Genomic DNA, 24,423 nt, shown 5'->3' with positions numbered 1-24,423 from the left:
GCTACAGGCGCAACATTGATCTGGATCGAAGCGCAATCCAAATGTGGGAGGGGCAAGCCCCTCCCACATTTGACCTTCACTGATCTTAGGTGCGCAGGTGGGTCAGGGGAAGCTCGGTACTGTTGAGCACCTGGTTGAGCACAAAGCTCGACCGCACGCTGGTCACGCCCTCAATCCGCGTGAGGTGTCCCAGCAGCAGTTTCTGGTAGTGATCCATGTCCGGGACCACCACCTTCAGTTGATAGTCCGCATCCATGCCGGTCACCAGGCTGCACTCCAACACCTGGGGCAGGGTGCGGATGGCCGCTTCGAAGTTCTCGAAACGCTCGGGAGTGTGCCGGTCCATGCCGATCAGCACATAAGCCGTGAGGCTCAGGCCGAGCATCTTGCGGTCGAGCAGGGCGACCTGGCGGGCGATGTAGCCGTCGTCCTCCAGTTGCTTGACCCGGCGCGAGCAGGGCGACGGTGACAGGCCGATGCGTTCGGCCAACTCCTGGTTGGAGATCCTCGCGTCGCGCTGCAATTCCGCCAAAATACTCAGATCGTATCGGTCAAGCTTGCTCATTGGGTTAGCCTTTGTCGTAACTATTGCGATGAATTATCCATGAAGGGTTAAAAATTGCGCAAGCACTGTTTATTGACGCAATCTTCGCAATCCTCTGTCGGGCGCGGGCGGGTATCTTTATCAACAGAATCACCGCCTGGACAACAGTCCACGCAGCGCGCCCAATCAGGCCTGCTGCGGCCGCCACCCCAGCAGGGTTGAGCCGGCCTCCAGGCTGCACACTGTCCACCAGACGGCGTGAGGTGAGCCAACGTCAAAAGCGTTGAGCATGGACGAAGTTCTCAAGGGGTGGCCGACGGGTCGCCCCTTTTCTTTTTGCCTTTGTCCCGTCCTGAATAAGGTTTACACCTTCTGATCTGCTTTTCAGGAGGACGTAATGGAATCAGTAAAAAGGCGCAGTCAGCGAGACTACACGTTGACCTTCAAATTATCGGTCGTCGATCAGGTCGAAAAAGGCGAGCTGAGTTATAAAGAGGCTCAGGAGCGCTACGGGATTCAAGGCAAAACGACCGTTCTGACCTGGTTACGCAAGCACGGTCGGCAGGATTGGAGCCCGGGCACATACATTGGCTCGCCGAGGATGGGGTCTATGCCCGACAAAAACCGACCATTAACGCCAGAGCAACGCATCAAAGAGCTTGAAGAGCAGTTGGCGCTGTCCAATCAGAAAGCGCAGTTTTTTGAGGCAGTCGTGGATGTCTTGAAAAATGACTACGGTCTCTCTGTCGTAAAAAAGCGTCCCGGCAAGTCCTCGCCCAAAAACGAATCCAAAACCTGAGCATCAGCAGGGCTTGCCAGTTCATGGGGATAAGCCGCCAGGCTTACTACAAACGCAATCGCGCCGATGCGGCACGTCTCGCTCTGGATCAGAAAGTTGCCGATTTCGTTCAGCAAAAACGTCAGCGGCAGCCACGTTTGGGCACCCGAAAGCTGCATTACTTGCTGCAGTGCCAACCTCAGCTTGAGCTGCAAGTGGGTCGAGATCGCCTGTTTTCGATTCTGCGTGAACGGCGTTTATTGGTAGCCCGCAAGCGGGCGTATCACAAGACAACCGACAGCCATCACCGCTTTCGGCGTCATCCAAACCTGCTCAAACCCGGCCCTGATCAAGTTATTCCCAGCGGCCCGGAACAAGTCTGGGTGGCTGACATCACCTATCTGCCCACTCAGGAAGGTGTGGCCTATTTGAGCCTTGTGACGGATGCTTTTTCACGAAAGATCGTGGGCTATCACGTCCATGAAAGCCTGCACACCGAGTCGGTCGCGCAGGCGCTGCGCCGAGCGGTGAAATATCGTCGAACGGAGCAGCCGCTGGTGCATCACTCAGATAGAGGCAGCCAATATTGCTCGGGAATGTATCAGGAGTTGCATGCGAAGCACGGCATCAGGTGTTCGATGACGGATGGCTATGACTGCTACCAAAACGCCTTGGCAGAGCGGGTCAACGGGATATTGAAGACAGAGCTTTTGCTCCAGCGGCCACAGGATTTAACGCAGGCGAAGAAGATGGTCAGCGAGTCGGTATCGATCTACAACCGTGAGCGTCCACACCTGTCTTTGAAATACAAAACGCCCGATGCGATGCATCGGGCGTTAGGGTGAAACAGGTGTAAACCTATTTCAGGACTAGACACTTAAGAAAATACTTCTCGTGACTGATAACCTGTCTCAGAACCGGGCGAGGCTTTTCCAGTCTCATCTGTAAGCCCTAACCCGCAGTGAGGAAAAGCATGAAGCGCATCTGGCGTATGGCAGGTGTTGGTTTGCTGGTGGTCAGCGTCGGCGCGCAGGTAATGGCCGATGAGCGCGATAACGCACCTCGCGAGGGCCAAGGGCCGCAGGGCCAGCATGAGCGAGGTCCCGAAGGCGGGCGACGGCCGGAAAACGCGCCGCCGCGCCCCGAGAACAATCAGCCACGCCCGCAGAACCCTCACGGTGAACGCGCCGGCCAGTGGCAAGGTCGCCCGCAAGGCAATGAGCCGAGCCGGCCGGCACCGCAACCGCAACCGTCGAACAACCTGCCGATCCAGAGCCGGCCCGACACCGTGCGTCAGACCCAGGAGCCGCGCCAGGGTTACTACCGCGACATCCCCCGGCGCAATGACGACAACCGACATTGGGAGGCTGGCGGCCCTGGCCAGCGCCCCGGCAATAACGGCGGCGGTTTCAACAATGGCCGCCCCGATGACCATCGCTGGCCCGGTCGCCCCGACGGTCATGGCAATGGCTGGGGGCCGGGCCCGCAGTATCGGCCCGGCTATGTGGTGGATCGTTTCCCCGAGCGCAATTTCCGCGTGCCGTATCGCGGGCAGGACTACTTTTTTTCCGGGGGCTACTGGTACCGTCCACAGGGGCCGCGCTACGTCGTAGTGGCGCCGCCCTATGGCATCCGCGTGCATTACCTGCCGGACTATGCGCGTGAAGTGTGGGTGGGGGGCTCGTTGTTGTTTCTTGCCGCGGGTGCCTACTACGCCTACGAAGAAAGCTCCCAGCAATACGTGGTGGTGCAACCGCCGGCGCAAGTGCCGTCGGCACCGCCCGCGCCGCAAGGCAACGGCTATGACGTGGTGGCTTATCCCGCCAACGGCCAGTCACCGGCCCAAGTGCAGCAGGACGGTTACGACTGTTATCGCTGGGCCGTGCAGCAAAGCGGTTTCGACCCGCAGGCCGCCACGTACGCCCCGGACCCGGCGGTGGTGCAAACCTACCGCCAGGCCCAGGGTAACTGCCTGAGCAGTCGCGGTTACCAGGTGCAGTATTAAGCCTTGTTGCCGGTGACCACTTCCCGTGGGTCGGCGTGTACCAGCACTTCGGCGCGCGGGTAGGCGTTGTGAATGGCATCGGCGGCCTGGTCGCTGATGCCATGGGCCACAGACAGCGTCAACTCGCCCGGCAACTCCAGGTGCAGTTGCACAAACCAATGGTTGCCCGACACGCGCGTGCGCAAGTCATGGGCACCCAATACCCCCGGCACGCCACGGGCCAGTTCGAGCATGTGCTGGCTTACGTCCGGCGGCAGTTCCTCATCCATCAGCACCGCGAAGCTTTCCTTGGCGATGTGGATCGCGCTCCACAAAATATAAGCCGCGATGCCCAGGCCGAACCAGGCGTCCACCTGATGCAAACCGATGGCGGCCAGTACCAGCGCCACCAGGATGCTGCCGTTGAGCAGCAGGTCCGAGCGATAGTGCAGCGAGTCCGCGCGCACGGCGTTGGAACCGGTTTCGCGGATTACCCGGTGTTGCAGCATCAGCAGCGCAACGGTCAGCACCAGCGAAAATACGATCACCCCGATGCTCAACCACGGCGCACCGACCGGTTGCGGGTTGTGCAACCGCTCGTAGGCTTGCAGCGCGATCAACACCGCACTGCCACCAATAAACAACGCCTGGGCCATGCCCGCCAGTGACTCCGCCTTGCCGTGGCCATAGCGGTGGTCATCGTCCGCCGGGCGTAGCGCGTAATGCACCGCCAGCAGGTTCAGCAACGAGGTCACGCCATCGAGCAGCGAGTCGGTCAGCCCGGCGAGCATGCTCACCGAGCCGCTGAACCACCAGGCGATCGCCTTGGTAATGATCAGCACACAGGCCACACCGACAGAGGCGCGGGTGGCCAGGCGCAGGAGCCTGGCGTGTTCGGGACTGCTGGTCATAAGCAGTCCTTACGCGGCAGGTTGCAGGCCCAGGGCGGCGAGTTGCTGCACGCTGCCCTTGAACTGGATCAGGCGCGGGTCGTCCAGCGGCAAGCTGTGGCCGGTTTCTTTCTGGATGATCGATTGCAGCTTGGCGTTGTCGACCTGGCCGTCGGCGCCGATGGCTTCGTGGAGTTTTTCCGGCGCGACTTGGGCGGTCTTGCCCGGCTCGAAATAAATCGCGCCGGTGGCGAAGTCGACGCCAAACGCAATCAGGCCTGGGATCACATAAAACAGCAGGCCTACGGCATCGAGCACGGCGATGGTCGGGTCGATTTTGCCTTCGATCTGGCCACGGCGGTCCGGGTAGAAAATCGAACCGCAGGCGGTGAGTTGGCTCAACAGGGTGACGGCTAAAACACCGCCGATAACACGGGAAGCGATACGCATGGAAACTCTCCTGAACTCGGTTGGTACGCGACTATATAACACTGACCTTGAGACCAGCGTCGGCATGCGGCAGTTCGCCGTTATACTCGCGGCTCTGCTTTGGAGCCAGTATGAATTCGTTGCCCATTGATGATGTTTTACCCGCCCTGCGTGACGCCTTGGCGAACCGCCATGAAGCCGTGCTGGAAGCACCGCCCGGCGCCGGTAAAACCACCCGCGTGCCCTTGGCATTGTTAAATGAGCCCTGGCTGGCCGGGCAAACCATCCTGATGCTCGAACCGCGCCGCCTGGCTGCCCGCGCCGCCGCTGAACGCCTGGCCAGCGAACTGGGGGAAAAAGTCGGTGAGACAGTGGGTTATCGCATCCGCCTGGATAGCAAAGTCGGCCCCAACACGCGGATCGAGGTGGTCACCGAAGGCATCCTCACCCGCCGCCTGCAGGACGACCCGGCGCTGGACGGCGTGGGGCTTTTGATCTTCGACGAATTCCACGAACGCAGCCTCGACGCCGACCTGGCGCTGGCCCTGAGCCTGAACGGCCGCGAGCTGTTTCGCGATGAACAACCGCTGAAAATCTTGCTGATGTCCGCCACCCTCGAAGGCGAGCGCCTGGCCAGCCTGCTGGATGACGCACCGATCCTGCGCAGCGAAGGGCGTATGTTCCCGGTGCAGATGCGCTGGGGCCGGCCGTACCAGCCGGGCGAATTCATTGAGCCTCGGGTGGTGCAGACCCTCCTCGAAGCCTTGCAAGACCAGACCGGCAGCGTGCTGGTGTTTTTGCCGGGGCAGGCCGAGATCCGCCGCGTCCATCAGCAACTGGCCGACGCGCTGGGTGATCGCCAGGATGTGCTGCTGTGCCCGCTGCACGGTGAACTGGACCTCAACGCCCAACGCGCCGCCATCGACCCGGCGCCGGCCGGCAAGCGCAAAGTAGTGCTCGCCACCAACATCGCCGAGACCAGCCTGACCATCAACGGCGTGCGCGTGGTGATCGACGCCGGGCTGGCGCGGGTACCGCGTTTCGACCCCGGCAGCGGCATGACCCGCCTCGACACCCAACGCATCTCCCGCGCCAGCGCCACCCAGCGTGCCGGCCGGGCAGGGCGTTTGGAGCCGGGGGTGTGTTATCGCTTGTGGTCCGAGGACCAGCACGAAGGGCTCGCCGCCTATGGCAGTGCCGAAATCCTCGCCGCCGACCTCGCAGGCCTGGCCTTGCAACTGGCGCGCTGGGGCGTCACGCCCGCGCAACTGGTGTGGCTGGATGTGCCGCCGGCCGCCGCGTATGCCCAGGCCCAGGATCTGCTGGTGCGCCTTGGCGCGTTGAATGAGGAAAAACTCACCGCCCATGGGCACAAAATGGCCGAACTGCCGGCGCACCCGCGTATCGCGCATCTACTGCTGCGCGGGCAGGCTTTGGGGCTGGCGGCAACGGCCTGTGACGTCGCCGCGTTGTTGGGCGAGCGCGATATTTTGCGCGGTGGCGGTGCGGATTTGCACAGCCGTCTGGCGCTGTTGTCTGGTGAAGAACGCGCACGCGCCACTCAAAGTGGCGTGCAACGGGCCAAGCAACTGGCGCGGCAATATCGCGGTTATTTGCGGGGCCAGGCCGTGCAGCCCGTGGCCGATCCTGACCACCCACGCTGGCTGGGCGCCTTGCTGGCACTGGCCTACCCGGACCGCGTCGCCCAGCAACGTCGTCCCGGTGGCGCCGAATATCGCTTGGCCAACGGCCGCGCGGCGCTGTTCGCCGAAGCCGACAGCCTGATGAAACAACCCTGGCTGGTGATCGCCGACCTCGGCAGCCGCCAGGGCCAGCGCGAAGAACGCATCTACCTCGCGGCGGATTTTGACCCGGCGTTGTTTGATACGGTACTCGCCGAGCAAGTGCGCAACGTCGATCAGCTCGATTGGGATGAGCGTGAAGGCGTGCTGCGCGCCGAGCGCCAGCGCAAAGTCGGCGAACTGGTACTCAGCCGCGAACCCCTTACCGGCCTCGACGAAAACGCCCGCAGCCAGGCGCTGGTCAACCTGGTGCGCCGCAAAGGCCTGGAACTGCTGCCCTGGACCCCCGAACTGCGCCAATGGCAGGCCCGCGTGATGCTGCTGCGCCAATTGGACGCGGGTAAAACCAGCGAATGGCCGGACGTCAGCGACAAGGCGTTGCTCGCCGGCCTGGAGCATTGGCTGATGCCCTACCTGGGCAAAGTTTCGCGCCTGAGCCATTTCGCCCACCTGGATATTTCCAGCTACTTGCACAACCTGCTGCCCTGGCCGCTGCCCCAGCGCCTGGACGAACTGGCGCCGCAGCATGTGAAAGTGCCGTCGGGGTCATCGGTGCGGGTGGACTACAGCGAACAGCCGCCGATCCTGGCGGTGCGCCTACAGGAACTGTTCGGGCTGGCGGATACTCCGCGCATTGCCGGTGGGCGCCAGGTGGTGAAGCTGCACCTGCTGTCGCCGGCGCGGCGGCCGGTGCAGGTTACCCAGGATCTGGCGAACTTCTGGCGCAGTACCTACGCTGAAGTGAAGAAGGATCTGAAGGGGCGGTACCCGAAACATTATTGGCCGGATGATCCGCTGATCGCAGAGCCGACTGCCAGGATCAAACCCCGAAAGCCGTAACGCCAAAGATCCAAAAGTGGGAGGGGGCTTGCTCCCAATAGCGGTGTATCAGTCACTGTATTGTTGACTGAACCATTGCTATCGGGAGCAAGCCCCTCCCACTTTTGGTTGTGTGTTGTTTGCTATTGCGCGGCGGGCAACAGGAACCGGGCAATCACCGGCAGATGGTTGGAGATACGCAAGGTATCCTCCTGCCGCACCTTGGTGTCCACCCGTTTGATCCGCGGGCTGTAGAACAGGTAATCCAAGGTGCGATCCGGGCCATCCAGGCTTGGGTCATTGGGGAAGTGCGTCAGCCATTTTTCGCGATCGATACCGCTGGACTGGCTGTTGCTCGGGATCATCGGGTATTTATCCCACAGCAGGTGCAGCTCGCTGTCCGGCGAATACTGCCCGCGTTTGCTGGCGTCCAACCGCAGGAATTGGCCCAGGGGCAGCAGGTTGAAATCGCCGCCGATCAGCCAGGGCGTACCGCGGCCTTCGAATTTATCCAGCAGCTTGACCGTGGTTTTCACCTGTTCCTGCACCGCGCTGCGCCCCGGCGCGCCAGCGTCCAAACGGGTGTTGAGCACCGCCAGTTGGCCGCCGTCGCTCAGCGGCAGGTAGGTCAGCAGCAAGGCCGGCTTGGGTTGGAATTGGCGGCTGATCAGGTTGGCCTCCGGTGCCGGCAATTGCAGGCGCTCGGCGTGTTCGATCTGGTAACGGCTCAGGGTCGCGAGTTTGCGTCCGACGCTGCCGAAGATATGCAGGTCGGGCACAAAATCGGCCTTCCAGTCGAACGCCTGGGCGCTGCAGGGGTAGAGGTCGACCAGGCGCTCTTGCAACAGGGCAAGCTGGTCCTGGTAGTGGGAGGGCTTGGCGTTTTCGTCGAGTTCCTGCAACAGCAGAATGTCGGGCTGTTCGTCGCGGATCACCCGTGCCACTTCGTCCAGGCTCACGGCCATGTCTTCCACGGTGGGGCGATCATCGGGGCCGCTGCCGTCGGCGGTGTCGTACCAAAACACATAGTTCTTGCCGGCCAGATATTGCACGTTCCACGTCATCACCTTGAGCGCCTGCCCCGGCAGCAGGGTCGGCGCACGCGGCGCGACGCAGCTTACCGGCAAGGTCTCCTTGGCGGCGGGGCGCCAGGTCAGGCTGTAGATAAGGGCGGTGAGCAGGCCTGCGATGATCAACAGGCCCAGCAAGGTGATGCGCAATAAACGGGTCATCGGCTCGGCTTATGGCGTTTCAGGAATGGCACGGAGCATATCACCGTGCGTCGGCATCGCCACCGATCAACATGAATAAACGGAACAACACCACACTGGTAAACAATTGCAGGAAGCTGTGGGCGCTATCCATCAACAGGCCCAGCCATGGCGCCGGGTTGGGATAGGCCGCGACGCTGGCGCCCTTGAGCAGCCACAGCGGGGTCATCACGCACAGCAGGCACACCAGGATTCGCCAGAAATGCCCGCGTGTCAGGCGAAAGCTTTCCTTCATCGCCTCCAGCGCCGACAGGCCGCGCAGCACCAGTAAATACTCGGCAAACGCCAGCACCACCATCAGCCACAGGCCCGGCAGCAAATACATCGACAAGCCCAGCAGGATCAGCAGGGTGCTCATGGCCGTCAACACCGCAAAACGCGGCCACAGCGTGAGCGCCATGGCCCATACGTCTTTGGTACGCGGCGACTCGCCACGGGTGCGCGCGTCGAGGAACAGGATCAAGGCGCCGGTGTACAGCGGGTACACCAATAACCCCACCACCACGCTGTAACCCGGGAAGGCATCCGGGCCGAGCGTGTGGTCGAGTACCTGTTGCAACAGGGCCTCGAGGATCACCAGCGGCAGGCACAACTGCACGATGGCGCCCAGGTTATGCCGGGTAAAACGGAAGGAGTCGCGCAATACATCTAACGGATTCATCGGGTTCATCGCTGGCTTAAAAGCAAGGGCGACACTTTAACCGATCAGGGTCTGTAGGGCGCAAACGTAAACCTTGCGTAAAGACCATTGAAACAACTCGTAACACCCCCATAACTAGAGCGCACCTGGCCTGATCACAGGCAGGACCACGATTTTTACCGGCAATCTAACGAGGTCGCCATGAACAGCGAAGAGCAAACCCTGATCGATGGACTGTTTTCACGGTTGCAGCAAGCCGAAACGGACTCAGCCCCCCGCGACGCCCAGGCCGAAGCGCGGATCAAGGAGCACATGACTCGCCAACCCGCCGCCGGGTACTACATGACCCAGTCGATCCTGGTGCAGGAACACGCACTCAAAAGCCTCGACGCGCAGAACAAGCAACAGGCGCAACAGATCGAGCAATTGCAGCAGGAGCTGCAGCGCGCCAGATCCCCGCAGGCGGCCGCGCCAAGCGGTGGCGGTTTTTTGTCGAGCATCTTTGGCGGTGGCTCGCGAGAGGCGCAACCTGCGCCGAGCAACGCGGGAGGTGGCTGGCGTGAACCGGCGCGGCCGGCATTCAGCCAACCCGCACCGCAGCAGAACTATCAGCAACCGCCGCAACAACCGGCCGCCGCCGCGCCCGTGGGCAGCGGTTTCCTCGGCGGTGCGATGAAAACCGCCGCCGGTGTGGCCGGCGGTGTGTTGCTGGCCGAAGGCATCAGCAGCCTGTTCCATCACAACCAGCAGCCGCAGGTGGTGGAAGAAATCATCGAACAACCGGCACCGGCCAGCGACCAGGGTGGCTGGGGCAATGACGACCAGAAGTTCGCCGGTAATGACAGCTGGGGCGCCAACAACTCGGACAGCTTCGCCGACAGCGACTATTCCGACGACTCATCCTCCTTTGGCGACGACGATTCCTTCGTCTGACCCTCCCCACGCCCGGTGCGCTTCGTCGCGCCGGGCTGATTTTTCCCGGAAACCTTCTCGCGGCTGGCATACTGGCACCCTTTCCGGGCGCTGGCGCCTGGCTGTCATGGGGAAGTGCGGTGAAAAAAATTGCAGTGTTCGCCGATGTGCAAAACCTCTATTACACCGTGCGCCAGGCCTATGGCTGCCACTTCAATTACGCGGCCCTGTGGGCTGACATCAGCGCACGCGGGCAAATCGTCGAGGCGTACGCCTATGCCATCGACCGAGGCGACAGCAAGCAGCAGCAATTCCAGCAGATCCTGCGCAACCTGGGCTTTACGGTAAAACTCAAACCGTATATCCAGCGTGCCGACGGCTCGGCCAAGGGCGACTGGGACGTGGGCATCACGCTTGACATCATGGACGCCGCCGACCATGTCGACGAAGTGGTGCTGGCCTCCGGCGACGGTGATTTCGACATGCTGCTCGAACGCATCATCCAAAAGCATGGCGTACACGCCGTGGCCTACGGCGTGCCGGGGCTCACGGCCAATTCATTGATACGCGCCGCCAGCCGCTACGTGCCGATCGAAGGCGCGCTGCTGCTCAAGTAAGCGCTGCGGCTCAATCAATCGTTAACGGAGTTGAAACAGGTTTGGAACGTATAGCGGTCATCGACTTTGAAACCACCGGCATCACCCCGAGCAGCCACTGCCGGGCCACGGAAATTGGCGTGGTCATCCTTGAGCGCGGGCAAATCGTTGATCGCTACCAGAGCCTCATGAATGCCGGCGTACGCGTGCCGGGCTTTATCGAACAACTCACCGGCATCAGCAACGCCATGCTGCGCAGCGCGCCGTCGGCCGAGCGGGTGATGAACGAGGTCAACGAATTCGTCGGCACCACGCCGCTGATGGCGCATAACGCCGCGTTCGACCAGAAGTTCTGGGACTTTGAGCTGGGCCTGATCCGCCGCACCCGCCTGCAAAAATTTGCCTGCTCGCTGCTGCTGGCCCGGCGCCTCATGCCGGCGGCACCGAACCACAAACTCGGCACTCTCAACACCTACGCCAAACTGCCCCACACCGGCCAGGCTCACCGGGCGCTGGCGGATGCGGAAATGGCCGCCAACCTCACCGCGCACCTGGCCCGGGAACTGCGCCAGACCCACGGCCTGCGCGAGTTGTCCCATGATTTGCTATGTACCTTGCAGAAAGTGCCGGCGGCGAAGATCAATGAGCATTTGAAGAAACATCGCGGGTTCTAAGCCAGCCACGACCTCAAGAACACTGGAGGTCCAAATGTGGGAGGGGCTTGCTCCCGATAGCAGTGTGTCAGGCAATGTATTTGTCACTGACCCACCGCCATCGGGAGCAAGCCCCCTCCCACATTAAGTTATGCGGCGCCTATCGAGGCTGCACACAGCCCAAGGCTTGGTCCACCACGCCTTTGGCCATCTCCACCAAATGCATCACCGCCCGCTGCGGCGCCTTCATCACTTCACCCGAGGCATGCGCCGCCTCCACCGCGCAATGCAGCAAATCCGCCGCATGGGCGAGGGCGTCTTCCAGGCTCAGGTTGTCATTCAGGATGAAGGTCGGCGCATCCGGGGCGCACGCTTTGCGGTAATAGTCGATGGCACGGCGATGGAGCAGGGCGTCTTCGCTGGGGAAGTCGGCGTTGGGCTTGGGTGGATCGGGGGTGATTTTGACCATGTTGAAACTTCTCCGTCAGTTAAGAAGCTGCAACCGTTCGCTTGCACACGAATTAGGGTGGCAGCAGTACGCGGGTGTGCAAGACCGAGACGGAGTCCGGTAGATCCGAAGACCTCCCGCGTACAGCTGCCATGACACTTAGCGCCTGAGATAAACCCAGGCGTAGAGAGTTAAGGCTATGCGTATTACCGTCGTCGGACTTGCACGTCCGATCACCGAAAACTCGATGACGGAGCGAGACTAGCTACCGAATCCGACGGAAACAAGGCCGTGGAATTCTCTCGGAAACGTCCCGCAAATGAAAGGGATTGGTCTTGCTGGCCATCGAAACACTGCGCGGTGGATGGCTTTTTTATGTGTCGTCAGAACAGTCAGTAGGTTAAGTCCTGCACTGCTATCGGAGCCTTCCGTTTTTTTAATCGAGGGCGATTTCAACAGACCTTTTGAAGGAGTTCACAAGTGTGGGAGGGGGCTTGCTCCCGATCGCGATCGCTCAGCCACCACTTTTCCCATTGCCCTCCATGTAGTGGTCTAATGAAACCGGACACCCATTTAGGCGAGAATGCTCGCCAGATCGAGGTGTCAGATGACCAAACAACGCCGCTCCTTTACTCCTGAATTCAAACGCGAGGCTGCCGACCTCGTGCTCAAACAAAACTACAGCTACATCGAAGCCAGCCGTTCACTCGGCATTGGTGAGTCGGCATTGCGCCGCTGGGTTGACCAGATTCAGAAAGAACATAAAGGCATCACCCCGCAGAGCAAGGCTCTGACTCCGGAACAGCAAAAAATTCAGGAGCTGGAAGCCCGGATTGCTCGGCTTGAGCGAGAGAAATCAATACTAAAAAAGGCTACCGCGCTCTTGATGTCGGAAGATCACGAGCGTTCGCGCTGATTGACCAGTTGAGTGCACATGAGCCGGTTGATTGGCTGTGCAAGGTGTTTGACGTCACGCGCTCGTGTTACTACGCCCAGCGCCTGCGGCGCCGCACGCCCGATGTTGAACGGCTTCGATTGCGAAGTCGCGTCAGTGAGCTGTTCTCGCAAAGTCGCAGCTCTGCGGGCAGTCGCAGCATCTTGTCGCTGATGCGTGAAGACGGTGAGCAACTCGGTCGATTCAAAGTGCGTAGCTTGATGCGCGAGCTTGATTTAGTCAGCAAACAACCTGGCTCCCATGCCTACAAACGAGCAACAGTAGAAAGACTGGATATCCCGAACACATTGAACCGCGAGTTCGACGTGCCAGCGCCCAATCAAGTCTGGTGCGGCGATATCACCTACATTTGGGCGCAAGGAAAGTGGCATTACCTGGCTGTCGTCCTGGATCTTTGTACGCGTCGGATCGTGGGCTGGGCGCTGTCGGAAAAGCCAGACGCTGAGCTGGTGATCAAAGCGCTGGATATGGCTTACGAGCAGCGTGGCAGGCCTTCGGATCTGCTATTCCACTCGGACCAGGGATCGCAATATGCAAGCCGACTCTTTCGCCAGCGGTTGTGGCGATACCGCATGCGCCAGAGCATGAGCCGACGAGGAAACTGCTGGGATAACGCACCGATGGAGCGCGTATTTCGCAGCTTGAAAACAGAATGGATACCGACCGTGGGCTATCGAACTGCGCAGGAAGCACAGCGCGATATCAGCCATTTTTTGATGCATCGCTACAACTGGATTAGGCCTCATCAATTCAACGATGGGTTGGCCCCAGCGCGGGCCGAGGAAAAACTTAACGTCGTGTCCGGGATTAGTTGACCACTACACCAACTGCCCCAACGGCACGCGCCGTTCTATCGCGCTCGACAAAATAATCGAAGTTTTGCTGAAGCCGAACTTGGCTATCCGGTTGATCAAATTCTCAAGCTCAGGCATCGAGCCCACCGCGGCTTGCATGATCACGCACGGGTCGCCGGTTACCCGGTGGCATTCGGTCAGTTCGGGGATTTCGGCGAGGGCGTCGTAGACCTTTTGGCTGCCATGATTGGTCAGCCGCAGTTCAATCACGCATTGAATCGGCAACCCCACTTTGGATAAGTCCACCTTGGCCTGGTACCCGGTGATCACCCCACTGGCCTCCAGCTTGGCCACGCGCTCGGCCACGGCGGGGGCGGAGAGGTTTACCGTGCGGGCCAGTTGCGCATAGGAGGCGCGGCCGTCTTCGAGCAGGGCGCTGAGGAGCATACGATCGTATTTGTCCATAATAAGGCTCCAATTGCGCGTGGCTTTCGAAAGCACGGGTTATAGCCTTCATAACCATGCTTTGAAAAGTGTATGGGCGGTTTAAACAGGTTTTGTAACTTATGTTTATTCTCCTTCGTTTCTAGAATAAGCCTCCCACTCCTGCCATAGAGCCGCCCAATGCCTGGCCCACGTCGCTTTCCCTTACCGTTGATCGCCGCCTTTTTTGCGCTGTATGTGATCTGGGGTTCCACCTACCTGGTGATTCGCATCGGCGTGGAATACTGGCCGCCGCTGTTGCTAGCGGGTATCCGGTTCTGCACGGCGGGGGCGTTGATGTACGGCTACCTCAGGTGGCGCGGGGTGCCGGCGCCGACCTGGGCGCAATGGAAGGCAGCCGCGATGATCGGCATCTTGCTGCTCACCTTCGGTAATGGCGCGGTCAGCGTGGCCGAACACACGGGCGTGTCATCCGGGGTGGCCGCGCTAGCGGTGGCGACGGTGCCGCTGTTCACCTTGCTGTGCGGGTACTTCTGGGGCGCGCGTAATACGCGCCTGGAATGGGCCGGGGTGATCCTGGGCATTGTCGGCATTGCCATGCTCAACATGGGCAGCACCTTGCAATCGAGCCCGATGGGCGCCGCGTTGCTGTTGTTCGCGGCGGCCTCCTGGGCGTTCGGCTCGGTATGGAGCCGGCATTTGCCGCTGCCCCAGGGCGCCATGGCCAGCGCGGCGGAGATGCTGGTGGCCGGTGTGGCACTGTTGATCGGCAGCGCGGTGTCCGGTGAACACCTGCAGGCCATGCCGCCGCTGGAAGGCTGGCTGGCGCTGGCCTACTTGACGGTGTTCGGTTCGATCATCGCCTTCAACGCCTATATGTACCTGCTCAAGCACGTGCGCCCGGCGGCGGCGACCAGCTATGCCTATGTGAACCCGGCGGTGGCAGTGTTGCTGGGGATCGTGTTCGTGGGCGAAACCATCGGCGTGGAAGAAGCCCTGGCGATGCTGGTGATCATCAGCGCGGTGCTGCTGATCAGCCTGCCGCAGTGGCGCAAGCCGAAGCCGGAAATAAGGTAAACTGCGGCGCAATTGCGACCTTGCGCTGAATTTTCCTACGGTAACTACATGACTTTCGCCACCCTTGGCCTGATCGAACCCTTGCTGCGCGCCCTTGAGACGCTTGGCTACCAGACCCCGACGCCGGTGCAGGCGCAAGCCATTCCGGCGGTGCTGGCCGGTCGCGACCTGATGGCCGCGGCCCAGACCGGCACCGGCAAGACCGCCGGTTTCGCCTTGCCGCTGCTGCAACTGCTGACCATGGAAGGGCCGAAAGTCGCCGCTAACTCGGCGCGCGCGTTAATCCTCTGCCCCACCCGGGAGCTGGCCGAGCAAGTACACGCCAGCGTCGCCGAATACGCGCAACACCTGCCGCTGACCACCTACGCGGTGTACGGCGGCGTGAGCATCAACCCGCAGATGATGAAGCTGCGCAAGGGCGTCGACATTTTGGTCGCCACGCCTGGCCGCCTGATCGACCTGTTCCGCCAGAACGCGCTGAAACTCAACCAGCTGCAAACCCTGGTGCTGGATGAAGCCGACCGCATGCTCGACCTGGGCTTTTCCGAAGAGCTGGCGAACATCTATCGCATGCTGCCGAAAAAGCGCCAGACCCTGCTGTTCTCCGCGACCTTCTCCGACGACATCCGCCTGCTGGCCGGGCAGATGCTCAACGACCCGCTGAGCATCGAAGTCAGCCCGCGCAACGTCGCCGCCAACACCGTGAAGCAATGGGTGGTGCCGGTGGACAAGAAGCGCAAGCCGGAGTTGTTCGTCCACCTGATGCGCAAAGGTCGCTGGAAGCAGGTGCTGGTGTTCGCCAAGACCCGCAACGGCGTGGATGCGCTGGTGGACAAGTTACAGGGCTTGGGCATCAACGCCGACGGCATCCATGGCGACAAACCTCAAGCGACCCGCCAGCGTGCCCTGGACCGTTTCAAAGCCAGCGAAGTGCAGATCCTGGTAGCCACCGACGTAGCCGCCCGTGGCCTGGATATCGAAGACCTGCCGCTGGTGGTCAATTTCGACCTGCCGATCGTCGCCGAAGACTACATCCACCGCATCGGCCGTACCGGTCGTGCGGGTAACACCGGTGAGGCGATTTCCCTGGTGTGCGCTGATGAAGTGAATATGCTGTCGGCCATCGAGATGCTCACTCGTCAGACCCTGACCCGCAAAATGGAAGCCGACTTCGAACCGGAACACCGCGTGCCGGACACCGATGCCAGCGGGCAAGTGGTGAAGAAGCCGAAAAAACCGAAGAAGCCTAAAACCTCCGGTGGCGGCGGTAAGCGCAACCTGGGCAAGTGGGTGGACAGTGGGGACGCCGCGCCGGTGGAGCCGTCGATCAAGCCGGTGCGCAAGGTGCCAGTGTTTAACACGGGGCCGCGTAAGAAGAAGTGAAGCAGTTATAAGCCGCAAGCTGCAAGTCGGCGCCGTGGTGCCTTTACTTGTAGCTTGTCGCTTATAGCTTGTGGCTGCTTCTAAGCCACTCCAACATCCCCCGTCCAGCCGCCCGCCCGCTGGCAAAGCACCCCGTCAGCAAATACCCCCCAGTCGGCGCCTCCCAATCCAGCATCTCCCCCGCACAAAACACCCCCGGCAATTGCTTGAGCATCAACCGCTCATCCAGCGCCTCAAACGGCACGCCACCGGCGGTACTGATCGCCTCATCTATCGGCCGCGTCTTCACCAGCCTCAACGGCAACGCCTTGATATCCACCGCCAACTGCGCCGGATCGTTGAAGTGCTCAGCCGGCGTCAGTTCGCGCAACAACGCGGCCTTGACCCCATCCAACCCCAACTGGCTGTGCAAATGCTTGCTCATCGACCGCGAGCCACGCGGCTTGGCCAGGGCGGCCCGGACCTTGTCCAACGGTTTGCTCGGCAACAAATCGATATGCACCGTCGCCGAACCGTCGCGGTTGATCGTCTCGCGAATCGGCGCCGACAGCGCATAGATCAGGCTGCCTTCGATGCCCGTGGCGGTGATGACACACTCGCCCAGTCGAGGGCGCGTCGTCCCCCAGGCCGATGGCGACGTTCTTCAACGGCGCGCCGGCGAATTTGCTGACCATCAGTTCGCTCCAGGCCGACACGTCGAAGCCGCAATTGCTCGGCTGCAGGCGAACATAGGGCACGCCTTTGCCCTCCAGCAGGTTAAGCCACGCCCCGTCGGAGCCCAGGCGCGACCAGCTGCCACCGCCCAACGCCAACAGCACGGCAGCGCTGTGGACAACTTTTCGCCGTCCGGGCTGTGGATAAGTAAACCGCCCTCGGCATTCCAGCCCACCCAGCGATGCCGGGTGTGGATAACCACGCCCTGGTCGCGCAGGCGTTTGAGCCAGGCACGCAACAGCGGGGCGGCTTTCATATCGGTAGGAAATACGCGGCCGGAAGTGCCGACAAAGGTTTGGATGCCCAGACCATGGATCCATTCGCACAATGCCTGGGCACCAAACCCAAGCAGCAACGGCGCCATCTGCGGTGCGCGTTCGGCGTAGCGCGACACAAAAGCCGGGTACGCCTCGGAGTGGGTGATGTTCATGCCGCCCACGCCGGCCAGCAGGAACTTGCGCCCCACCGAAGGCATGCCGTCGTACAGGTCCACGCGCACCCCGGCCTGGCTCAAGACTTCGGCGGCCATCAGCCCGGCTGGGCCGCCGCCGATAATAGTGACGTGTGGAGGTGCGGTGTGAGGCATGGGCAAGGCTACACGGGCTGTGAATAAGCCGAGCATTCTACCGGACGGAGCGGCGGCTGCCTGATCAAAAAAATGTACACTTTCCTACAAGCCTTATGGCGGCTCGCTCTCAGCCGCTTACGCTCAAGTTATCCACAGGCCGTTCCACAGCCATTGTGGGTAACGCTCACAGCTCAATGACAACCTGATGACGTCCACACCCGTTGCGCGCTGTGGTGCAGGATGCCGTGGCGGCGCGCCAGGGCGGGGCGATCCTTGCTGTAGCCGCCGCCGATCACGCCCATCACCGGAATGTCGCGGCCCAGGCAATGGCGCATCACGCTTTCATCGCGGGCGGCCACGCCGGCGTCTGTCAGTTTGAGGTAGCCCAGGGCGTCGTCTTTATGCACATCCACACCGGCGTCGTACAGCACCAGGTCGGGCTGGTAGAGCGGCAGCAGGTAGTTGAGGGCATCGTCGACCACCTTGAGGTAGTCGGCGTCGCCCATGCCCATGGGCAACGGGATGTCCCAGTCGCTGTGGGCCTTGCGTGCCGGGAAGTTCTTTTCGCAGTGCAGCGACACGGTGATCGCCTCCGGCGTGTCGTGCAGGATGCGTGCGGTGCCGTCCCCTTGATGCACGTCGCAGTCGAAGATCAGCACGCGGTTGACCCGGCCGCTGGCCAGCAGGTAGCGGCTGATCACCGCGAGGTCATTGAAGATGCAAAAGCCCGCCGGGTAATCGTAATGCGCGTGATGGGTACCGCCCGCCAGGTGACAGGCCAGGCCGTGTTCCAGCGCCTGCTCGGCGGCCAGTATCGAACCGCCCACCGCCCGTACGGTGCGCCGGGCCAGGGCTTCGCTCCAGGGCAGGCCGAGGCGGCGCTGGTCTTCGCGGGACAACTCGCCGCTCATGTAGCGCTCGATATACCCAGGTTCATGGGCCAGGGCCAGAATGTCCGCCGGGCATAGCGGCGGGCGCAGCAGTTGGCTGTCCTGGGTCAGGCCGCTGTCCACCAGGTGGTCGCGCAACAGGCGAAATTTGTCCATGGGGAACCGGTGGTCCGGCGGGAACTCGGGGCTGTAGTCGTCGTGGTAGATCAATGGCAAAGGCATGGGATTTTCTGACGGGAAACTGCGAAGGATCTTACCAGCGCTGTACACTCACGCACATGGCAAGGGGAGGGGACCCATGGAGCCGATACTCGAATTGGAAAGCGCGCGTCTGGTGCTGCGCCCATGGCGCGACACCGACTTGCCGGAGTTTGCGCGCATGTGCGCCGACCCGCAGGTGATGCGCTATTTCCCGGCCAAACTCAGCCACCTGGAAAGCGCTGCGCTGATAGGGCGGATCCGCGGCCACTTCGCCGAATACGGCTTTGGCTTTTGGGCGTTGCAGCGTAAGGACACTGGTGAGTTCATCGGCCTGACCGGTTTGCAGAACGTCAACTTTGAAGCCGGTTTTACCCCGGCAGTGGAAATTGGCTGGCGCCTGGCTCGCGAGCATTGGGGCCTGGGTTACGCCAGTGAGGCGGCCTGGACCGCACTGCGCTGTGGTTTCGACCGTTTGCAGTTGGATGAAATTGTCGCCTTTACCACGGAGGCCAATCAGCCCTCACAAAAAGTCATGCAGGCCATCGGTATGCATTACGATCCGCAGGCAGATTTTGCACACCCCAAGGTCGCAGTCGATGACCCGCTGCGCCCGCATGTTTTGTACCGCATCACCCGCGCCCAATGGTTGGACACGCTGCACGGATAAGCAGCCCGGAATGCCCCATAGATTGTAGGAGTTGCTCTATGAGCCAAGTATTGGAAGATCTGGTGGACTTGCTGACCCTGGAGCCGATCGAGGAAAACCTCTTTCGCGGCCGCAGCCAGGACCTGGGTTTTCGTCAACTGTTCGGCGGCCAGGTGCTCGGCCAGTCGTTGTCGGCGGCCAGCCAGACCGTCGAAGAAGCACGCCACGTGCATTCGTTGCACGGTTATTTCCTGCGCCCCGGCGATGCGGCGTTGCCGGTGGTGTACTCGGTGGACCGCGTGCGCGATGGCGGCAGTTTCAGCACGCGCCGCGTCACGGCGATCCAGAAGGGCCACCCGATCTTCACCTGCAGCGCATCGTTCCAGTACGACGAAAAAGGCTTTGAGCATCAAACCACCATGCCCGTGGTGGTCGGCCCGGAAAACCTGCCGTCGGAGCTTGAGCTGACCCAGCAGCGCGCGCACCTGATCCCCGAGCACATGCGCGAAAAGCTGCTGTGCCCCAAGCCGATCGAAGTGCGCCCGGTCACCGAAAAAGACCCGTTCAACCCGCAGCCGTCCGACCCGGTCAAATACGTGTGGTTTCGCGCCGACGGTGCGCTGGCCGACACGCCGGCGCTGCATAAATACCTGTTGGCGTACGCCTCGGACTTCGGCCTGTTGACCACCTCGCTACTGCCGCATGGCAAGACCGTGTGGCAAAAAGACATGCAGGTCGCCAGCCTCGACCATGCGCTGTGGTTCCACGCCGACCTGCGCGCCGATGACTGGTTGCTGTATGCCATGGACAGCCCGTGGGCCGGCAATTCCCGCGGATTCTCGCGTGGCAGTGTGTACAACCGCGCCGGCCAACTGGTGGCATCGGTGACCCAGGAAGGGTTGATTCGCCATCGCAAGGATTGGGCATGAGCCTGAGCGACGTTAAGCACTGGGTATTTGATATGGACGGCACCCTCACGGTGGCCGTGCATGACTTTGCGGCCATCCGCGTGGCGCTGGAGATACCGCCCGAGGACGACATCCTCACCCATCTGGCCGCATTGCCCGCCGATGTCGCGGCGGCCAAGCATGCCTGGTTGCTGGAGCATGAGCGTGAGTTGGCGCTGGGCTCGGTGGCGGCCACTGGCGCGGTGGAGTTGGTGCGCGAATTGGCCAGTCGTGGGTATCGCCTGGGGATTCTGACGCGCAATGCGCAGGCATTGGCGCATGTGACGCTGGAAGCGATTGGCCTGGCAGAGTGTTTTGCCATCGACGACATACTCGGCAGAGAGGATGCGCCGCCCAAGCCCGACCCGGGTGGGTTGTTGAAACTGGCGGCCGCGTGGGACGTGGCGCCGAGTGAGTTGGTGATGGTCGGCGATTACCGTTTTGACCTGGATTGCGGTCGGGCGGCGGGCGCCCGCACGGTGCTGGTCAACCTGCCGGACAACCCCTGGCCGGAGTTGGCGGATTGGCATGCACCAGACTGCACGGTACTGCGCCGAATGATTTAGCCCAGTCAATAAAGATCAAATGTGGGGGCAAGCCCCTCCCACATTTTGAGCCGGTTTCTTCAGGGGTTATTGGGGAACAGCGCCTTTTGCCCCTCCGGCGAGGTAAACATCCTATCCCCGTCATGCCCCACCCCCGGCACTTCCACCAGCTTCTGGCGCAGTTGCGGATGGCGCAGCGTGAGATAGTCAAAGTAGTGGTGTCCGCGAATCAATCGATACGCGCCCTGGGTCTCGGCTTCGCAGCCTTTGTCCAGCGCCGGGTGGTTGGGGTTGGTGTCTTGCTGGCCCAGCAGGTAGGTGATGTCCCGTGACACATAGACCTGTTCCAGATGTTGCGGGCTCTGGCCATGGGCGTAGGCGGGCAGGTGCTGCATGCCGTACTTCCAGTCGTTGAAACCCGGGCACAGGGTTGCGTCGAACTGGACCGGGCGTTGCGGGCTGAAGTAGGCGTAGGACGAAGGGTTGGCCACCACATAGCGCAGGCGGATGCCTTCGGCTTGCAGAGTCGGGTGGTCGTGACCGGTGAGGGCGAAGCGCTGGACGACTTGCCCGCCGCCGGAATGCCCGGCCACTACGATTTCCTTGAGCGCCGGGAACAGTGTGCGGTTGCCCAGGTGCTTGATGAGTTGGTCCAGCACGCCGTAAGAACTGAGTTGGCCAGGGCCGACCGACGGCTCGCCAGCCATCCAGCTGTTGCCGTTCCAGCGCAATACCTGTTGACCCAACGCGTGGCGCCTCACATCGGCGTTGTTGAGAAACTGCGGTGCAATCACCAGGGTCGCGGCGCCAACCCCCGCGTGTTCAGCGGCCTCCTTGCCGCTTTGCAGGTAGGTCTGCGCATTGCGCAAGCGGCCATGCACGATGATCAACGCGCGGGTCACGCGGGGCAGCGGCTGGCGCCAGTCCTGGCTCAGGCCCAGGCTGAGGTCGCCGGCCTGCAGGTGGAACCGCTCGGGGCTGACCACCGCGACGCCATGCTCGGCGGCCAGGGTTGAACACGAGACCAGAACCCCCAGCAGCACACCCCATGGTTTATTCATTCAAAGGCTCTTGGCGGCAAACGTATCGCATTGAGTGATCTGGCCCTGGGCGAAGCCGGTCTTGAACCAGCGCACCCGCTGCGCCGAAGTGCCGTGGGTAAACGAGTCCGGCACCACGCGGCCCTGACCCTGCTGTTGCAAATGGTCATCGCCAATGGCGTTGGCCGCGTTCAGGGCTTCTTCGATGTCGCCGGGCTCCAGCCAGTTCAAGCGTTTTTGCGCGCGGTTGGCCCACACGCCGGCAAAGCAGTCGGCTTGCAGTTCCTGGCGTACCAATAGGCCGCCGTCGCCTTGCATCTGTCGGCCTTGCTGGCGCGCGGCCTGGATCTTGGACGAGATGCCCAGCAGGGTCTGCACGTGGTGCCCCACTTCGTGAGCGATCACGTAAGCCTGGGCAAAGTCGCCGGCGGCCTGGAAGCGTTGCGACATTTCCCGGAAGAAGTCCAGGTCCAGGTACACCTGTTGATCCGCCGGGCAATAAAACGGGCCAGTGGCCGAGGTGGCGCCACCGCAGGCGGAATTGACCCGGCCACGGAACAGGATCAGTTTCGGGTTCTTGTAGGCCAGGCCGTTTTCCTGGAACACCTGGGCCCAGGTGTCTTCAGTGTCGCCCAGCACCGCACGCACGAAATCGGCCTGCTCATCGTTGGCCGGCGGCGCCTGGCGCGTCTGTGTGCTGACCGACGGCGCCTGTTCCATCTGGCCGGTCAACTGGCCGAGGATCTGCAGCGGGTCCTGGCCGGTCAGCCAGCCGATGCCGACGATCAGCACAATCGCCGTGAGGCTCAGGCCCTTGCCGCCACCAAAGCGCATGCCGCCACCACCGCCGCCACTGTCATCCCGCGCATCCACCACGTTGTCGCTGCGTCGGCCTTTTTCCATAGCATGGGGCAATCCTCTTGATGAACGGTCCTACAAAGTTATGGGTGGAGTATGGCCGTTATTAGCGGCAATACCCTTCACCGGTGTTCACGATCAAACAGTCTTTTTTATCGGCCAGCCACTTCAGGCCGGTGGCTTCGCCGTCGCCGGCCCGCAGCAGTTGTGGGCCGTCCGGGCGTACGAAGGCGATGCCCTCTTCATTGGCTTCACCCTTGAAGGTGCCGCTGTCGGTGGCGTCGAGGCCGTATTGCATGGTGAGCCGATAATGGCCACGGCCGATGGCGTCGTCCTTGGCGATGGTCAGGTTCAGGCCTTCGACGCCAACCCATTGGCCGACCCACTTATCGGTGGGCGGGTGTTCCGGTACCAGGGTGGCTTGTACCGACGCCGGCGCGGGTTTTGGCGCGTCCTTGGCTTGCTCGTTACAGGCGGTAAGCAGGGCAAGGGCAGACACAACAAAGAAGATTTTTTTCATAGCAAAGCCTTGGTTGAAAAGTGTGCAGCGCGGGGGCGGGCGTGCAGGGTTGGACTCGAATCCGCTGATTTAGTGCGCTGTTCGCCCGGTGTTTGGTTATGCTCTTGGGGCAGACTCCGGCCCGGCTGCTAGATTACCGGGTTAGCGCTACCTCGTTCAGTGCTCAGTGTTCCGCTCGCCACGCAAGAGAATTCCATGACTGTCAGTACCCCACTTTCCGGCGTCAACCACCCCTTTAAAGGCATCCTGCTGATTGTGCTGGCGACGTTCCTGTTTTCCAGCCACGACGCCTTGTCCAAATACCTGGCCGGGTTCTACCCGATCGTGATGGTGGTGTGGGCGCGGTATGTGGTGCACACCTTGCTGATGGCCGGCATCTTCCTGCCGCAATCGGGCCTGCGCGTGCTGCGCAGCAAACGGCCCGGTATGCAGGTGGTGCGGGCGTTGTGCCTGTTGGGCACCAGTCTGTTTTTTACCAGCGCCTTGCATTACATCCCCCTGGCGGAAGCCACGGCGGTGAACTTCCTCGCACCGATCCTGGTGACGGCTCTCTCGGTGCCGCTGCTGGGCGAACACGTCACGCGCGGCCAATGGCTGGCGGTGATCTGCGGGTTTGTCGGCGTGCTGGTGATCATCCATCCCGGCGGCGAGCTGTTCACCCCGGCGGTGCTGCTGCCATTGTGTTCGGCGATGTTCTTCTGCTTTTACCAGTTGCTCACACGCATCCTCAGCCAATACGACACGCCCACTACCAGCAACTTCTTTGCCGGGCTGTGCAATACCCTGGTGATGAGTGCGATGGTGCCGTTCTTCTGGCAGGTGCCGACGCTGTGGCACGGCGTGTTGATGCTGGCGCTGGGCACGTGCGGGATGACCGCGCACTTGATGCTGACCCAGGCGTTCCGCTTTGCGGCGCCGGCCTTGCTGGCGCCGTTCGGCTATTGCCAGATCGTGTTTGCGGGGTTGTTGGGCTGGCTGGTATTCAGCCATACCCCCGACATGACCACGGTGGCCGGTATCGGGGTGATCTGCATGAGCGGGTTGGCCGCTGCCTGGCAGCAGCGGCGTCGTTGAA

Annotated in this window: 22 protein-coding genes and 3 pseudogenes; 13 read left to right on the top strand and 12 right to left on the bottom strand. The window is 61.8% G+C overall.

Annotated elements, in window-relative coordinates:
• Positions 1 to 85: 85 nt before the first annotated feature.
• Positions 86 to 565, bottom strand: coding sequence for an Lrp/AsnC family transcriptional regulator (locus AB4O25_RS14950; protein ID WP_003194418.1), 480 nt, complete (start codon positions 563 to 565; stop codon positions 86 to 88).
• A gap of 376 nt (positions 566 to 941) precedes the next feature.
• On the opposite strand from AB4O25_RS14950, the pseudogene AB4O25_RS14945 reads away from it, so the two are divergent.
• Together AB4O25_RS14945 and AB4O25_RS14940 are read left to right on the top strand one after the other, a co-directional pair.
• Positions 942 to 2,195: pseudogene (locus tag AB4O25_RS14945) on the top strand (IS3 family transposase).
• Positions 2,196 to 2,295: 100 nt separating this feature from the next.
• Positions 2,296 to 3,327, top strand: a complete 1,032-nt coding sequence (locus AB4O25_RS14940) for a DUF6515 family protein (RefSeq protein WP_065876743.1) — start codon at positions 2,296 to 2,298, stop codon at positions 3,325 to 3,327.
• Here the strand turns inward: AB4O25_RS14940 and AB4O25_RS14935 are convergent.
• Positions 3,324 to 4,217, bottom strand: a complete 894-nt coding sequence (locus AB4O25_RS14935) for a cation diffusion facilitator family transporter (protein WP_017528911.1) — start codon at positions 4,215 to 4,217, stop codon at positions 3,324 to 3,326. The two genes, AB4O25_RS14940 and AB4O25_RS14935, sit on opposite strands and share 4 nt — an antisense overlap.
• A gap of 9 nt (positions 4,218 to 4,226) precedes the next feature.
• Positions 4,227 to 4,646: a polyribonucleotide nucleotidyltransferase gene (locus tag AB4O25_RS14930; protein ID WP_065876745.1), complete on the bottom strand. Its 420-nt coding sequence runs from the start codon at positions 4,644 to 4,646 to the stop codon at positions 4,227 to 4,229.
• A gap of 110 nt (positions 4,647 to 4,756) precedes the next feature.
• Here AB4O25_RS14930 and hrpB point away from each other — a divergent pair, with 110 nt between their 5' ends.
• The gene (gene hrpB, locus AB4O25_RS14925; RefSeq protein WP_460149715.1) at positions 4,757 to 7,267 is read left to right on the top strand and encodes an ATP-dependent helicase HrpB; all 2,511 of its coding nucleotides are present in this window, start codon (positions 4,757 to 4,759) and stop codon (positions 7,265 to 7,267) included.
• Positions 7,268 to 7,389: 122 nt separating this feature from the next.
• Here hrpB and AB4O25_RS14920 read toward each other — a convergent pair whose 3' ends face one another.
• Both AB4O25_RS14920 and AB4O25_RS14915 read right to left on the bottom strand, forming a co-directional pair.
• Complete coding sequence (locus AB4O25_RS14920; RefSeq protein ID WP_017528908.1) at positions 7,390 to 8,478, bottom strand: endonuclease/exonuclease/phosphatase family protein; 1,089 nt, start codon at positions 8,476 to 8,478, stop codon at positions 7,390 to 7,392.
• A 40-nt stretch (positions 8,479 to 8,518) separates the two neighbouring features.
• Positions 8,519 to 9,178 (bottom strand): YciC family protein, encoded by a 660-nt coding sequence (locus AB4O25_RS14915; protein WP_017528907.1) that lies wholly within the window; start codon positions 9,176 to 9,178, stop codon positions 8,519 to 8,521.
• 180 nt (positions 9,179 to 9,358) lie between these two features.
• Between AB4O25_RS14915 and AB4O25_RS14910 the strand changes: the two genes are divergently transcribed.
• From AB4O25_RS14910 to AB4O25_RS14900, 3 genes are all read left to right on the top strand, one after another.
• Positions 9,359 to 10,090 carry a DUF2076 domain-containing protein gene (locus AB4O25_RS14910; protein ID WP_065876747.1) on the top strand — a complete coding sequence of 244 codons (732 nt, stop codon included), beginning with the start codon at positions 9,359 to 9,361 and terminating at the stop codon, positions 10,088 to 10,090.
• 119 nt (positions 10,091 to 10,209) lie between these two features.
• Positions 10,210 to 10,686 carry a LabA-like NYN domain-containing protein gene (locus AB4O25_RS14905; RefSeq protein ID WP_017528905.1) on the top strand — a complete coding sequence of 159 codons (477 nt, stop codon included), beginning with the start codon at positions 10,210 to 10,212 and terminating at the stop codon, positions 10,684 to 10,686.
• Between the two features lie 41 nt (positions 10,687 to 10,727).
• The gene (locus AB4O25_RS14900) at positions 10,728 to 11,339 is read left to right on the top strand and encodes a 3'-5' exonuclease (RefSeq protein WP_017528904.1); all 612 of its coding nucleotides are present in this window, start codon (positions 10,728 to 10,730) and stop codon (positions 11,337 to 11,339) included.
• 139 nt (positions 11,340 to 11,478) lie between these two features.
• On the opposite strand, the gene AB4O25_RS14895 is transcribed toward AB4O25_RS14900, so the two are convergent.
• The gene (locus AB4O25_RS14895) at positions 11,479 to 11,787 is read right to left on the bottom strand and encodes a DUF3077 domain-containing protein (protein ID WP_460148808.1); all 309 of its coding nucleotides are present in this window, start codon (positions 11,785 to 11,787) and stop codon (positions 11,479 to 11,481) included.
• A gap of 586 nt (positions 11,788 to 12,373) precedes the next feature.
• Between AB4O25_RS14895 and AB4O25_RS14890 the strand changes: the two genes are divergently transcribed.
• A protein-coding gene (locus AB4O25_RS14890) for an IS3 family transposase (protein ID WP_139129458.1) occupies positions 12,374 to 13,536 on the top strand; the annotation gives its coding sequence in 2 pieces (ribosomal slippage) (positions 12,374 to 12,629 and positions 12,629 to 13,536; 1,164 coding nt in all).
• A 3-nt stretch (positions 13,537 to 13,539) separates the two neighbouring features.
• On the opposite strand, the gene AB4O25_RS14885 is transcribed toward AB4O25_RS14890, so the two are convergent.
• The gene (locus tag AB4O25_RS14885; RefSeq protein WP_460149714.1) at positions 13,540 to 13,980 is read right to left on the bottom strand and encodes an Lrp/AsnC family transcriptional regulator; all 441 of its coding nucleotides are present in this window, start codon (positions 13,978 to 13,980) and stop codon (positions 13,540 to 13,542) included.
• A 159-nt stretch (positions 13,981 to 14,139) separates the two neighbouring features.
• Here AB4O25_RS14885 and yedA point away from each other — a divergent pair, with 159 nt between their 5' ends.
• Together yedA and AB4O25_RS14875 are read left to right on the top strand one after the other, a co-directional pair.
• Entirely contained in the window at positions 14,140 to 15,036 is an 897-nt protein-coding gene (yedA, locus tag AB4O25_RS14880; RefSeq protein WP_068935236.1) for a drug/metabolite exporter YedA, read from the top strand.
• Between the two features lie 48 nt (positions 15,037 to 15,084).
• Positions 15,085 to 16,419: a DEAD/DEAH box helicase gene (locus AB4O25_RS14875; RefSeq protein WP_017528900.1), complete on the top strand. Its 1,335-nt coding sequence runs from the start codon at positions 15,085 to 15,087 to the stop codon at positions 16,417 to 16,419.
• A gap of 61 nt (positions 16,420 to 16,480) precedes the next feature.
• Here AB4O25_RS14875 and AB4O25_RS14870 read toward each other — a convergent pair.
• Both AB4O25_RS14870 and AB4O25_RS14865 read right to left on the bottom strand, forming a co-directional pair.
• Positions 16,481 to 17,719, bottom strand: a pseudogene (locus AB4O25_RS14870) (TIGR03862 family flavoprotein).
• 173 nt (positions 17,720 to 17,892) lie between these two features.
• Positions 17,893 to 18,813, bottom strand: coding sequence for a histone deacetylase family protein (locus AB4O25_RS14865; RefSeq protein ID WP_017528898.1), 921 nt, complete (start codon positions 18,811 to 18,813; stop codon positions 17,893 to 17,895).
• A 76-nt stretch (positions 18,814 to 18,889) separates the two neighbouring features.
• Here AB4O25_RS14865 and AB4O25_RS14860 point away from each other — a divergent pair, with 76 nt between their 5' ends.
• The 3 genes from AB4O25_RS14860 to AB4O25_RS14850 are packed head-to-tail and all read left to right on the top strand — an operon-like array spanning position 18,890 to position 20,951.
• On the top strand, positions 18,890 to 19,459 hold the full coding sequence (locus tag AB4O25_RS14860; RefSeq protein WP_460149712.1) for a GNAT family N-acetyltransferase: 570 nt from the start codon (positions 18,890 to 18,892) through the stop codon (positions 19,457 to 19,459).
• Positions 19,460 to 19,497: 38 nt separating this feature from the next.
• Positions 19,498 to 20,367, top strand: coding sequence for an acyl-CoA thioesterase II (gene tesB / locus AB4O25_RS14855; protein ID WP_017528896.1), 870 nt, complete (start codon positions 19,498 to 19,500; stop codon positions 20,365 to 20,367).
• Positions 20,364 to 20,951 carry an HAD family hydrolase gene (locus AB4O25_RS14850; RefSeq protein ID WP_065876751.1) on the top strand — a complete coding sequence of 196 codons (588 nt, stop codon included), beginning with the start codon at positions 20,364 to 20,366 and terminating at the stop codon, positions 20,949 to 20,951. The genes tesB and AB4O25_RS14850 overlap by 4 nt, the downstream gene beginning before the upstream one ends.
• Positions 20,952 to 21,010: 59 nt before the next feature.
• Here AB4O25_RS14850 and AB4O25_RS14845 read toward each other — a convergent pair whose 3' ends face one another.
• The 3 genes and pseudogenes from AB4O25_RS14845 to AB4O25_RS14835 all read right to left on the bottom strand — a co-directional run bounded on the left by AB4O25_RS14845 (position 21,011) and on the right by AB4O25_RS14835 (position 23,348).
• Positions 21,011 to 21,991, bottom strand: a complete 981-nt coding sequence (locus tag AB4O25_RS14845) for a hypothetical protein (protein WP_017528894.1) — start codon at positions 21,989 to 21,991, stop codon at positions 21,011 to 21,013.
• Positions 21,992 to 22,878: pseudogene (gene ypfJ, locus AB4O25_RS14840) on the bottom strand (KPN_02809 family neutral zinc metallopeptidase).
• 56 nt (positions 22,879 to 22,934) lie between these two features.
• On the bottom strand, positions 22,935 to 23,348 hold the full coding sequence (locus AB4O25_RS14835) for a membrane lipoprotein lipid attachment site-containing protein (RefSeq protein ID WP_017528892.1): 414 nt from the start codon (positions 23,346 to 23,348) through the stop codon (positions 22,935 to 22,937).
• A 195-nt stretch (positions 23,349 to 23,543) separates the two neighbouring features.
• On the opposite strand from AB4O25_RS14835, the gene AB4O25_RS14830 reads away from it, so the two are divergent.
• Positions 23,544 to 24,422: a DMT family transporter gene (locus AB4O25_RS14830; protein WP_017528891.1), complete on the top strand. Its 879-nt coding sequence runs from the start codon at positions 23,544 to 23,546 to the stop codon at positions 24,420 to 24,422.
• Position 24,423: the final 1 nt, after the last annotated feature.

It is taken from the genome of Pseudomonas sp. S3_A03 (assembly GCF_054668275.1).
This window is presented reverse-complemented; position numbering and strand designations above follow the sequence as displayed.